Origin of the sequence: Prodigiosinella aquatilis (assembly GCA_030388725.1) — a bacterium.
Lineage (GTDB): Bacteria > Pseudomonadota > Gammaproteobacteria > Enterobacterales > Enterobacteriaceae > Prodigiosinella > Prodigiosinella aquatilis.
On the sequence record CP128857.1, the window covers coordinates 2,438,900 to 2,451,754 of the forward strand.

Below are 12,855 nucleotides of genomic sequence, written 5' to 3' on the forward strand. Positions count from 1 at the left end.
GAAATAATGAATTATTACATTTGGCCCTTTAGTATAGAAAAATAATGCCGCTTTTCACTTTAGCTAAGATAAGGAAGCGGATTCAGCAGCCAGACGCTTTTTATCCACTTTTCCAGCTGGAGTTACCGGCAGGTGACGATAAAAACGCAGATATTCAGGCAATTTATTTACTTCTAAACCCTGCGTGCGTAAATAATCAGTTAATTCCTTTAATGAAAAACGCTGAGCACCCTCACGCAACGTAACGCAAGCACAAATTCTATGACCGAGATCGTCATCCGGCACCGGCACCGGCACCGGCACACAAGCAACGCTGACAACGTCAGGATGACCGATAATTAACGATTCAATTTGCACCGGACTAATATTAACGCCGCCGCGAATAATAATATCTTTTTTACGCCCGGCTAAAACCAGGTAGCCATTAGTATCGATATAGCCAAGATCGCCGGTACATACCCAACCCTCCTCATCTCGGTATCGACTATCCAGTTCGGGCGCATTGACGTACTGCATCGGACTCATCGGCCCCCGCGCCTTGAGTTCACCGACCTCGCCCTGCGGTACTTCCTCACCCTGTTCATTCGTGATTTTGATTGAACAAACGGCAGGATTCGGCCGACCGATGCTATGGAAAACCACATCCTGCGGCTCCTCCGGCATGTTGTGGCAGTTCACGCCGTCCGCTGAGCCATATAAATTTATAAAGTGACAGCCAAATGCTTCCACGCAGCAACGAACGATAACTTCATCGATCACCGCTCCCCCACAAATTAATCCCCGCAAGCTCGATTTATCGATCTCCTGCAAACGAGGATCGGCCGCAATGCGCTGTAGCATAGCTGGTACGGCAAAAATATGGGTTGGCCGTAGATCATTTATCGCATTAATAGCCTCCGCCACGTCAAATTGCGGTAACACAATGATCGAACCGCCTAACCATGACAAACAGGCAAAGGTTGCGGTTGATCCAAAAGATGAACCCAGCGGGACTAAATACAAGCCGCAAAAGCTCGCTCCATCGGAATAGATGTGCTGTAGGAACTTTCCTCGACCGCCAACTAAGGCATTATGCGAATAAGCGACAAGCTTTGGCTCCGATTCGGTTCCCGATGATACCAATAGCCGGACGGGGGAGTCAGGGTTAACTTGCGGCAATCGTTCCATCTCAATTGCCGTAAACTGAAACATCTCATCAAGACTTAACCAGCCTTCACGCTTTTCTCCCTGAACAATAAGTATTCGAAGAGAGAGTAACGTAGGCCGTAATGACTCAATAACTTCACATAAATCAATCCCGGCATATTCAAACGGCACGATAACCGCCCGAGCATCGCAGCGGCGCACCAGCGACTGTATATCCAGTTTTCCTCGACCCGGCGGAAAAGGCGCTACAATGCCGCCCAGTGCCGCCACGGACAGATCGATAGCGCAGCTGCGCCAGCTATTAGTAAGCTGGTATGCCACCACATCGCCTTCTACAATTCCGGCATCGCGTAGAGAGGCCGCTAATCGTAACGACAGATCCAGCAATTCCTTATAGGTTACGTAACCCTGTGGTGATAACACCGCCGGTTTATCCGGCTGGCTGTTAGCGTGCTGACAAAACAGAGAAAACACCGACTGATTAAGATATGACCCGTCAGCTCCCCACTGACGGCGCACGTCGGTAGGAACTAAGTCAATAATGCCTGATCTATTCATTTGAACCTCCAATATGTAGTAATTGCGGAATAGCCATTTGTACAGATATCACTATTCATCCTGCTATTAGTCACAAGATCGGATAATTTTTGAGTAACAATGGACGCTGATATTCCCAGGTGATTAAGTTTGTTTTCCCAATAATGGGTTGATTGGGTCGCAAATACCGTTTGTAGTTGCCTGTCGCGGTTTAATATATCGTTGGAGAAAGTTGGATTTAACAAATGGGCTAAGCGATTAAGCTGAATATTATCCAGACATTCTACGGCCATTAATCCATCTTCCGTAGCGTATACGCCTTTAATTAATTCAACCTGCGGTGGCGCAGATCTCCGTACATCCGGGGACATCTGAGAGGCACACAGCAGGTTGGCAGCTCCCAAAAGAGAGCTTTCAATATTTGTCCCCTGTTTTTTTACTTCCCGGTTAAGCAGCGCCGCAACGACGCCCTGCGCGGCAATGACGCCGCCTAGAACATCCAGCGCGGTAAACAGAGATCCACCGCAAGTTTGCGAATGCTGGCCTATCAAGTCCGCAACACCTGACCACGCCTGAACCATAAAATCGGTGCCCGTGAGTTGAATCTCCCCATGCTTACCCCAGCCGCCAGCATAAGCGTAAACTAACGATGGGTTGATCCCGCCTAAATCAGCGTAATCCAGCCCCAATTGAGCCGCCTTACCCGGTGCCCAGTTGTGCAGAAAAACATCCGCCTCCCCGACCATTTGCTCGATCTCTGCACGCCCCCGAGCCGATTTAATATCGACTTCACGCACCCGCTTAAGCCGATTCAGGGCATCAAAGCGGACGGAGCATCCATTGGCTCTGGGCGACATAGCCCGTAACGGATCGCCGCCGGGTAATTCAAGCCGTATGACTTCCGCGCCTAGTGACGCTAATAAGTGTCCCGCTAACGGCCCCTGAATACGGAGGCAGGATTCAATTACCCTGATTCCTTGCAGAGGTAAACCACCGCTGTTGGATAACGGCGTTAGCGCTTTTCCACCAGTCAGTGAGGTCTGAAAACTCCAGGGTCCCTGCTGCAACTCAGAGTTAAAATTGTCATCCTTCATCCGTTCAGCTAATGAACGAACCGGGCTGAGCGAGATACCGCTTTCTGCGGCGAGCATTCGTATTTTGCTCATAGGCAGGCGGGCTAATAACTGCCGCAACTCGGCCAATAGCGCATCAGAACGCGATCCATCTTTACAGTACAAAACTAATGGTCTGCCATCGCCAAAGCGCGCCTTAATATGCTGAGCCAACTCGGGCGTTTTCGGCAGATGAATAGCCGCAGGAATTCTTACAATTTCCCATTCAACTTTTTCACGAATATCAATAACAACAACGTCAGGATCTTCCAGGTCACGCAGCTGCTGCGGCGTAATAAAACAGAGGTCATTATCGGCGTTTTCCGCCGCGTTACCTTGTAAGCCGCATAGCACCTGATAATCAGTCAGCTTCGTAATTGATTGGCGTTCTGGCAGTTTACGTATAGATTTTTGCTTGTAGGTCATCTCCAGAACATCAAAAATCAGCAGACGCCCCAACAGGCTATCGCCGAGACCAATCAATAATTTAATCGCTTCCGTGGCCATCACTGCGCCAATCGACACGCAGATAACGCCTAATATTCCACCAATGGCAGAGGACGGAGCCAGCTCAGGCGGCGGCGGCTCAGGATAAAGATCGCGATAATTAACGCCCGCACCATCAGGCGCATTTTCCCAAAAGACCGAAACCTGCCCTTCAAGCGCGAAAACTGCCCCATAGACATAAGGTTTACCGGTCAGTACGCAGGCATCGTTGATCAAATATCGGCTGGCAAAATTATCGGTACAGTCAAGAATTAACTCATATTCGAAAAACAGTGCGACCGCGCTCTCCGGGCCAAGTTGCTCAGTGTAAGTATTAATCGTCACAAAAGCGTTAAGCCGCTGGAGAGTCGCTTTGGCACTATCAACTTTCAACTGACCAATAGTGGTGATGTTGTGTATCACCTGCCTTTGCAAATTAGAATCATCTACCCGATCAAAATCAACAATACCGATAGTTCCCACTCCGGCAGCAGCCAGGTATAGCAGCACTGGCGAACCCAATCCCCCTGCGCCAATAACTAAGACGCGACTATTTTTAAGACGGCGCTGCCCCTCCATACCGATATCGGAAATCAAAAGGTGACGGCTATAGCGGGTTATTTCGTCTCTGGACAGTGTGTCGCCAGGTAAAACAAGAGGTGGTAATTTCATAGAGCATCCCCTCATGTTAAAAATGATACGCATTATCGCTGAGATGTAGTTATTGAAACAGATAACCTATTCATTTAATACAGTAAAATCCTATGAGAAATCATAAATTATCTATTATATTTTCAATAACCATTGCTAATAGCGACAGCTTTATCGCCTCCCCCATTCAGTTTCAACGCGCCGCACAGCGCGAATACGGCTAATTTCGTTTAATAGCATTCATAACCTTCCTCAATTAGCCAACAAAGGATTTATCCCTATACTCCTTATAAAAAATAGTCAGATACATTTGTAAATATTCAACCATTAATAGAAACTGTGCGCCGATTATTTATCGTAAATTCTAAAGACCAAATAATTTATAGTATAAAAATATATTTAACCTCATTAATTCTTTAATAGTAATGTTAAACCATTCACCACATTGATTTATTCTTCTGGTGGAAAAACAAAATAATATTCTTTTCTACCAAGAAAACCAACATCCTCTGTATATCCAAATTGATAAATATCACCTGCTATTAAGTTTGAATTAACAAATCACTTGAGGGTTTACTACTAAGAAAAGTCATTCACTAAGGAAGAACATTATGCAAATGCATAATAACGTTAGCCACACCGTAATAAGTGAAGCACCTGATTGGATTACGATCAAAGAAGCGGTGAAAATGATAAATCGGCAAATAAAAACACAAGTAACGGACAGTGATATTTATCGCAATACATTATACGGCAATATTCAAATATCAATATATTTCCAATCCCCAATTAAATTACGCAAATTAAATTCTCAAAAAACAAGATAAAACTCAGAACCGCTCACTCATCGCGTATAAATAGACTTTGTTATCTTGATAGAAATTCATCCCTCCTTAATAAGAGTCTTATTATTAGCACTGATGATAATATTCTATCTCCGTGCCATGATGTTATTGACGTACCATTGTTAGGTCATGAATATATAGCAGTCAAAAAACTATTAGCGCAAGCGTTAAATATACCATTACCCAAAGTAGAGATAAGTCAAATAAATCATGGCATCTCTGCATTATATAATAAAAACATATATCAATTTTTTGAATGTACGACGTGGCGCGAAAGGATAAAAAATCAAATAGAGCGACTACCTGCAAACATTATTTCCCCCAACGATCGAGCGTTGCTGCTTGAAAATAGTGATACAATCTGCAAAACTGCATACTTCCCCGTTTACGATTTACTTGAAGACGCCTGTTTCGTTCTTCGGCGGTCTGAAATCAATAAACTAATTCACGTTTATTTTAACTATAAATTTGCTTCTGCTATCTCATGGGATCTCAATGCATCTCATAAAGATCACAAAAACCTATAAAATCCACGCAATTGCGTGGATTTTTCATTTCATAACGTCTCAAATGGTTTCGTAGAAGCGCAGCTAAAAATGAGTACATGGATAGAGACAATCAGTTTTCATCTTCATTTTTAGGTGGGAGCAATGGCGGTGTAAGAAATGTACAACGCCACACGTTCCCGTGTGGCGTTACGCGATTGAATTTTATCTGTGTACCTGCTCAGGCTTACCGGCAAATTTCGCCTGAACATAATCAGCCTCAACAGTAGATTTTGCGTGCTTTTTTATGTCGGGAAATATCACGGTTGAGGCGTTGCCAGCGCCAGATATCAATCAGCATAAAGAACAGGAGACTGATTCCCATTACCGGCAGCGCATATCCCAACAGGACCGTGATAACTAACACCAGCGTTTTCTGCAAACCATTCAACATCAGCCACGCGCCGGAGAGCGTATCCAGCGGGCTAACTCGTGCAATAGATGGGCGTCGCAACCACCACATCCGATACCCCAGGACGATCATGCCGCACAGTGCAAAGCCAAAAAACGCCAGTATCAACTGATTCGGCAGTCCGAACAGAATCCCCATATGCGCGTCAATACCCCAACGGGTCAATTTGGCAACCAGCGGAAAGTTGTCAAACCATATATGGTCAACAATTGCAAACGTCTGCGGATTTACCGATACCGCATCCACCTGGGTCGGCCAGCTACGATCCACCTCGGTTACAGTCCATGCCTTCCCTTCTCCTTTAGGCTGACGCAATTCAACTTTTGCCGCAGAGATTCCGGCAGCTCGCGCAGCGATAAGCACCTTATCCCAATCACTGTCAGGCTGATTTATCGCCATCTGATGAGGGAGTATCTGCGCGGATGTATTTGCCATGTTCATTCCTGGCATGGACATACTTGCATGATGCTCAGCATGTGGATCGGTTGGCGCAGTCCGTTTTGCAACTCCGAGGTCAGTATTGACCTGTGGTGTGAGCCAGTTCAGCGAGGTGCGTAAATGATCGATATTTCCGCCCGCCCATTGCGACCAGGTTAATCCCGTTGCGGAAAAAAAGCAATCCGGCGAGTAGCGTCAACCCCAGTGTAATATGCCAGTATCGGGAAACAGCAAAATGGCCCTTTACCTTCTTCGCTTTACGGCGAGGGCGAGTTCCCAGCCAGAGTACAACACCGCCTAGCGCCACGACCCAGAGCCAGGATGCCGCCAGTTCACTGTAGTTTCGCCCAGGATCGCCCAGCAGTAGCCCGCGATGTAGCCGATCCAGCCACAACCGCAACGGCAACACACCGGAAGTCCCGTACACGGTCATATCACCTTTTATGTCCAGAGAATAAGGATCAACAAATATGGAACGCGACTCTGAAGGTCCCAGGTCACCGCTGACAAACTGCACACGTGTAGTTTCCGTCGCCTGTGGCGCGGGCCGAACCGCATAAACTTTCAGCATTTCACCCGCATAGCGACGAGCCGCGGTGATTTGTACCGACAGAGGTTTTGCTTCACCAACGGGCAATGCAGCCAACACATCTTTATAAAGGTAATTTTCCAGCTGTGGCGTAAGCACATACAACGTTCCGGTCAGTGCCGCAACAAAAATAAAAGGCGCGACAAATAGCCCAATATAGAAGTGCAAACGCCGGACGAGATTTAAAAACGCACCACGAACTGCCCGTGTGTTTGTCGAGGAATTTGACATGATTTCACCGTTTCAGTTATCGAAAAATATCCGACAGCAGAAGTTACTATTTTCCGCGCAGATTATAATTTGCAACGACCTGAAACGTACGGTGGTGCTCTGGGGCTATGAAAGAAAGCCGCATTCAGACACAAATAAAGGGTAGGAACCGTGATGCTAATCGCTTCTCGCCGGGAGGACAGCATAAGCCAGAGAGCCGGGACGAATAACCACAGAAACAGCGGGACATGAATCAACAAATCGCAGTAACCGCAGGCACTGTCTTCCCCAACGATACCATGTTGAGCTAAAGCACTCCCGGCCTCCTCTTCCATAGACGCGTTCGCCATACCGGACACACGCATAGATGAGTGCCCGGCAGATTCACCTATATCATGTTGTACAGACGTCAGTAATCCCGCACACTGCAAATGCCTTGAGATTATGGGCGCACCAGACAGCATCAATATGGCGAACATCGCAGCATATGTGGTCAGGCGAGCGATCAGTCGGCGCGAATACATCATTAAAAGGAATGCGTCAGAGTCAGGAAAACGAGGCTAGATGTTAAGGTTTTGCTTGGAAAAGTAAACCAAAAACAAATCGAATGTTACGAAACAAAAAAAACACAGTACACCATAATTGAAAAGCTATCACTTTCCCAACAATATGGTTGCGGAATCAATTAGCGTCCTCCCAGGCAGGACTCGTGTCCCAGTTCCTCTCTGTCATCTTTAAGCACCAGGTAAAAAGAGAGTAAAAATAAAAGAACCAATCTGAGTACAATATTGAGCATAAAACGATCATCCATTCCAATAAATATTGGAAAACAATGAGATGGAATTTATTTTACCGTTCAACGCCATCGTCTCGTAGAGATATCTGAGTATCTTTGCCGGACAGGTGAAATCATTAAAATCCACACAATTGCATGGATTTTTGTTTCTAGTGCCTGAAGTATGAGTACAATTCCGCTATCGACTATAACAGTTGGTATCCTTCCCGCAGTTTGTTGGTAACAATCACCATAGATGGAGTGCACTAAACGATGGTTAGCGATGTATCAGGCGAGAGAAAATTACTGTCCGTCTTTGACTTTGACGGCACGTTGACCAGGCGTGACAGCTTTGTGCCATTCCTGCGATTCGCCTTTGGTAATCGTGTATTTGCCTGGCGTCTAATAAGACTGATATTACCCGCAATGAAATACATTGGCCGTCAGTTGACTCGCGATGAACTGAAAGATGCCTTGATCCACACGTTCCTAAGCGGTGTCGAGGCTACGTGGGTTGAACAGAAGGCTGCTGAATTTTGCGATCGGTACTGGATACGTTTAATGCGCCCGTCCGGGCTGATAGCGGTGGCAACACAGATCAACGCTGGTGCTGTCGTGACGATCTGCTCAGCGTCTCCGGCGATAGTGTTGAAACCATTCGCAGCGCGTCTGGGTATCCGGCTGATAGGGACAAATTTAGACATGAAAGATGGCGTGCTTACCGGGCGGATAAGCGGTCAAAATTGCCGATGTGCCCAGAAAGTCAAGCGTCTGGAAGCTGAATACGGTCCACTTTCCGCATACCATCTTAGAGCCTGGGGTGATACACGCGGAGACTATGAGATGCTGGCTGCGGCGCAGGAACCGTACTGGCGTCACTTTCACGGCTCATGGGCCAGGCGAAACCCGCCTCTCGCTATAATCAAATCGCTACACAGCAAGTCCTCTGAACAATAAAAAAAGCCCCGATGTTTTACCACCGGGGCTGTTAGGCATGGCTGATGCTTCTTTAGTTAAATACGTTGCCGCCTTTAATCAGAGAAACTACCATTTAGAACGCCTGTAATATTAAATACTCGTTAGCGCAGGCAGCAAAAATATCGCCTGCTGCGTTTTACTTTGTCGCGATTAAGACGCGTTGATACCGTACTGTGCACACACGGAGTTCAACCCCCCCGCATAGCCCTGACCTACTGCCCGGAATTTCCACTCGGGGCCATGGCGATATAACTCACCAAACAACATCGCGGTTTCTGTTGACGCATCTTCAGTCAGATCATAACGAGCGACTTCAACGTGACTATCGTCATTTACCAAGCGAATGAAAGCACCAGAAACCTGGCCAAAGCTCTGGCGACGAGCCGTCGCATCGTGGATGGTGACCACGAATACGATCTTATCTACGTCTGCCGGGATCTGGTCGAGTTTGACCTTCAGTGCTTCATCATCACCATCGCCTTCACCTGTGCGGTTATCACCCGTGTGCAGAACGGAACCATCAGATGATTTCAGATTATTATAGAAAATGAAGTCCGCATCTCCGCGAACCTTGCCACTGCTGGCAAGTAGAAACGCTGATGCATCAAGGTCAAAATCCTGTCCGTCAGTTGAGCGAGCATCCCAGCCCAGACCCACCAACATATTTTTCATTGTTGGTGCTTCTTTGCTTAAAGAAACATTACCACCTTTAGAAAGAGAAACTCCCATAATTACATCCTCAATATTTACGTTGATATTCAAAGTGGAGTGATAAGGGGTATTAGCCCGCTTTTCCTTCCTCAGCTTCAGGTTTACCGGGGAACAGCACGCTGATAATAATCCCCAGAGACAGAACCCCCAGAACTACCAGCAGACTCGCATTGGCAGATATTTCGTAGCCGTGATGCCACAGATGGTCGCTTGCATTGAGACCCAGTTTCACCGCGATGAAGAACAGCAGCACGATGACCGCTTTTTCAAGATGAACCAGGTATTGCTTAAGTGCTTCCAGAACAAAGTACATGGTACGCAGACCAAGGATGGCGAACATCATGGCGCTATATACGATCAGTGGTTCACGACTCACCGCAATGACAGCCGGAACAGAGTCAAAGGCAAACATCACGTCAGATAGTTCAACTACCGCCAGACAGAGCATCAGCGGAGTCGCGTAAAGGAGCGCCTTTCCTGCACGCCCGACATTGATATCTTTGTTTTCCGGTTTGGCTAGCTCGGCATTTACTTCCTTCTGGCTCAACAGAAAATTGTGCCCTTTTAATTTTGGCCAAATAGGGAAGAAACGCTTCACGAGTCGGTAGGCAATGTGCTGTGAATAATCCTCAATAGCCTCGTCATCGCCACTTTTTTTGAGCATCATCACGGCGGTCCAGGCAACGACCAGCGCAAAGACAATGTCGACCCACGGCCCCAATGTTAATAACCCGGCCCCGATGGTAACAAAGATACCCCGGAACACGATGGCGCCGATGACCCCCAGGTACAGAACGCGATGCCGGTAGTTATCCGGTATTGAAAACCACGAGAAGATAGCCATCATTACAAACAGGTTGTCAATCGACAGGACTTTCTCCAATGCATACCCGGTAATAAACAGGCTTGCCACTTCAGCACCATGATGAATGTAGAGAAAACCGGCAAATAGCATGGAAATGACAATCCAGAAAACTGTCCATAGCGCCGCGCTTTTTAATGAAATCGGCTCGTCATGACGGTGCATGAACAAGTCGATAAAAAAGGCCCCGATAGCCAGAACAACAAAAACCGTAACGGTTTCAGCCGGGAAACCAATATGCGTGGATACCATAATAGCCCTTAAGCCAGTGTATTGAAGTTAGAGACCAAATTCTGCGGCGGTAAAGCCAAGCGCCACGGCAATTTCGCGAACCGCACTTTGCTCATCCTGATCGAAGTTACCATCGCTTTTGGCAACAGCGATCCCGACACGAACAGCCAACTGAGCAGCTTCCGGCTGATCTTTCAGTGCCAGAATGTATTTCATGGTTTCGCCTTTGCCAATGTCATAGTCAAAGTTAAAGCTGGTCACCAGTTCGTTAAAGAATTCAATGACCTCTTTAGTTTCAAATACTTTTAACTCAGGTGAAGCCTGAAGAAAGCCGATCATCTTTTGCTTTTCTTCGGCACTGACTCCATCGCTGGCTATAGCGATCCGGGCACACACGGCCACCGTACCCTGCATGAACTTTTTGTTCTTATAACGCCCGACCTGTTTGGTCAATTCACTACGGCCGGCATTGATTGCGTCTTTAACTTTGTCGAAGATACCCATGTCTAATCCTCTTATTTTAAATAATTATTTAGAACCAGCAGTCCAGTGGAAACCCCAGCCAAATGCTTTATCCATCTCCCGGTGGCCACTGAAGAACTGGTTGATACGCTCAACCTTTATTGCCCCGTTCTCATTCACCAGGCGCGCAATCGCACACATGCTATGGCGGTTAGATCCTTCCGTTAAACGAGACTCGATCGGGGGTTGATCGGGCATATGGATTGTCACCACACCGTCTGTTTTATCCCAGCTCGCCACACCCTCATAGATGAAGGCAAAGATTAGAACTTGTCGAATATTTTTCCATTCACGACCATTGATATGCAGCCATTCACCGTCGCTGACCTGACCGGTGCGGTCATCACCTTGCAACTCAACGAACGGTTCACGGTCAAATGTCCCAAATCGATTACCCAATGCCTGAATGACATCTTTTGTACCGCTTTGTTGTTCAACAAACGCACCCAAATCGAGATCAATACCTTTGGATTTACTGAACATGCCGAGCAAACCACCAGAAGAACCGTCGCCCTGATTCCAATTGAGGTTGATTCGGATTTGGCCGAAGTTATCTCGCTTGGCAAGGCTGATAGCCGGTTTCTCTTTGGTCAGAGACACTTTACTCAGGCTGATTTTTGCAGGTTCCGGTGCAGGGGCTGGCGCGGGGCTCAGCGTACCGGTGGGTGCCGGAGAGTCACTGATATCAACGCCAAAATGTTCAGCCAGGGGTTTCAGCCCGCCGTTGAAACCTTGAGCAATAAAGCGGAATTTCCACTCCGTATTTCGTCGGTAGAGCTCACCCAGGATCAGCGCAGCTTCCTGACGCCCAAGGATATCGACGTTCCCCACGAGCAATACGCTGCCGTTCAATTCAACTTGCACGGAGAGGTGCTTAAGGCCCGACAGCGTCAAATTACCGTCACAAGTAGCCGTAAACGCTAACTTTTGCACTTCTGGCCGCAAGCGGCTGATATCGACGGTAAACGCGGTATCCGTTCCTGCCCCGGAGAGCCGAACAGACGTATCGTCATTCATCGGCTGGCCGTAAAACACCATGTCGGCATCGCCCTGTACTTTACCTGAAGCATAGAGACGGAACGCAGAGGCGTCGACCGGAACGCCGGAGATAACACGAACGGTCAGCAGTTGTGAAGGTACGGGGGCATTCCCCCCTGGCGTCATCGTCATTGGCGCACCACCGTTGCAACGATATCTGCCTGCATATTATCAATGGTGCGACCGCTTGAGGCTTTTCCGTGAGCGGTGAAATCCCAGTTGCCACCATTACGATACAGAGAGGCAATGATGATACCCGTGTGAGATCCCTGCTCAGTCAGTTGGTAACGTGCAAGTTCTTCCCCAGCCTGATCGACCACACGGCAGAACGCGTTATCGACCTCATTGAAAGTCTGGCCCCGGAAGCTGTTTACCGTAAACGCGAGATACTCGACTTGCGATGGCAAGTGAGCCAAGTCTACGGTGATCACTTCGTCGTCACCCTCACCTTCACCGGTCAGATTGTCCCCCAAATGCACAACGGAGCCACAATTTGATTTCAGTTTTCTAAACCAAATGGTATCGAGGGCTTTTCCCGTGCTGTCTAACAAAACACAACCCGCGTCTAAATCAATTGAGTCGCTACCACCGCCAAACAGACTGCTTAATAACCCTTTTTTCTTCTTTAATGGATCCCACCCCAAACCAAATTGAAGTTGATTTAGAGAAGATGTTTTTTTGCTGAGTGAAACGGTTTGGTTTTTACTTAATGAAACCATTATTTATTCCTTCAGATATAGATTGAGTCATTATTTATTCCTTCAGCG

At 47.3% G+C, this 12,855-nt stretch carries 10 protein-coding genes and 1 pseudogene; 2 read left to right on the plus strand and 9 right to left on the minus strand.

Going from position 1 to position 12,855, the window contains the following annotated elements; genetic code table 11:
* Window positions 1-63: 63 nt before the first annotated feature.
* Window positions 64-1,704 carry a class I adenylate-forming enzyme family protein gene (locus PCO85_11390; protein WJV55927.1) on the minus strand — a complete coding sequence of 547 codons (1,641 nt, stop codon included), beginning with the start codon at window positions 1,702-1,704 and terminating at the stop codon, window positions 64-66.
* Window positions 1,701-3,953, minus strand: a complete 2,253-nt coding sequence (locus tag PCO85_11395; protein ID WJV55928.1) for a CoA transferase — start codon at window positions 3,951-3,953, stop codon at window positions 1,701-1,703. The genes PCO85_11390 and PCO85_11395 overlap by 4 nt, the downstream gene beginning before the upstream one ends.
* Before the next feature lie 590 nt (window positions 3,954-4,543).
* On the opposite strand from PCO85_11395, the gene PCO85_11400 reads away from it, so the two are divergent.
* Window positions 4,544-4,759 carry a hypothetical protein gene (locus PCO85_11400; GenBank protein WJV55929.1) on the plus strand — a complete coding sequence of 72 codons (216 nt, stop codon included), beginning with the start codon at window positions 4,544-4,546 and terminating at the stop codon, window positions 4,757-4,759.
* A gap of 783 nt (window positions 4,760-5,542) precedes the next feature.
* On the opposite strand, the pseudogene PCO85_11405 reads toward PCO85_11400, so the two are convergent.
* Together PCO85_11405 and PCO85_11410 are read right to left on the minus strand one after the other, a co-directional pair.
* Window positions 5,543-6,992: pseudogene (locus PCO85_11405) on the minus strand (PepSY-associated TM helix domain-containing protein).
* Between the two features lie 62 nt (window positions 6,993-7,054).
* Window positions 7,055-7,498, minus strand: a complete 444-nt coding sequence (locus PCO85_11410) for a DUF2946 domain-containing protein (protein ID WJV55930.1) — start codon at window positions 7,496-7,498, stop codon at window positions 7,055-7,057.
* 521 nt (window positions 7,499-8,019) lie between these two features.
* On the opposite strand from PCO85_11410, the gene PCO85_11415 reads away from it, so the two are divergent.
* Window positions 8,020-8,703 (plus strand): HAD family hydrolase, encoded by a 684-nt coding sequence (locus PCO85_11415; GenBank protein ID WJV55931.1) that lies wholly within the window; start codon window positions 8,020-8,022, stop codon window positions 8,701-8,703.
* Window positions 8,704-8,874: 171 nt separating this feature from the next.
* Here the strand turns inward: PCO85_11415 and PCO85_11420 are convergent, their stop codons facing one another.
* From PCO85_11420 to PCO85_11440, 5 genes are read right to left on the minus strand one after another with little or no spacing between them, the layout of a single operon-like run.
* A complete protein-coding gene (locus tag PCO85_11420; GenBank protein WJV55932.1) occupies window positions 8,875-9,453 on the minus strand; it encodes a TerD family protein in 579 nt (192 codons plus the stop codon).
* A 52-nt stretch (window positions 9,454-9,505) separates the two neighbouring features.
* Window positions 9,506-10,549, minus strand: a complete 1,044-nt coding sequence (locus tag PCO85_11425; GenBank protein ID WJV55933.1) for a TerC/Alx family metal homeostasis membrane protein — start codon at window positions 10,547-10,549, stop codon at window positions 9,506-9,508.
* A 27-nt stretch (window positions 10,550-10,576) separates the two neighbouring features.
* Complete coding sequence (locus tag PCO85_11430; GenBank protein ID WJV55934.1) at window positions 10,577-11,032, minus strand: tellurite resistance TerB family protein; 456 nt, start codon at window positions 11,030-11,032, stop codon at window positions 10,577-10,579.
* A 24-nt stretch (window positions 11,033-11,056) separates the two neighbouring features.
* The gene (locus PCO85_11435; GenBank protein ID WJV55935.1) at window positions 11,057-12,220 is read right to left on the minus strand and encodes a TerD family protein; all 1,164 of its coding nucleotides are present in this window, start codon (window positions 12,218-12,220) and stop codon (window positions 11,057-11,059) included.
* Entirely contained in the window at window positions 12,217-12,807 is a 591-nt protein-coding gene (locus PCO85_11440) for a TerD family protein (protein ID WJV55936.1), read from the minus strand. The genes PCO85_11435 and PCO85_11440 overlap by 4 nt, the downstream gene beginning before the upstream one ends.
* Window positions 12,808-12,855: the final 48 nt, after the last annotated feature.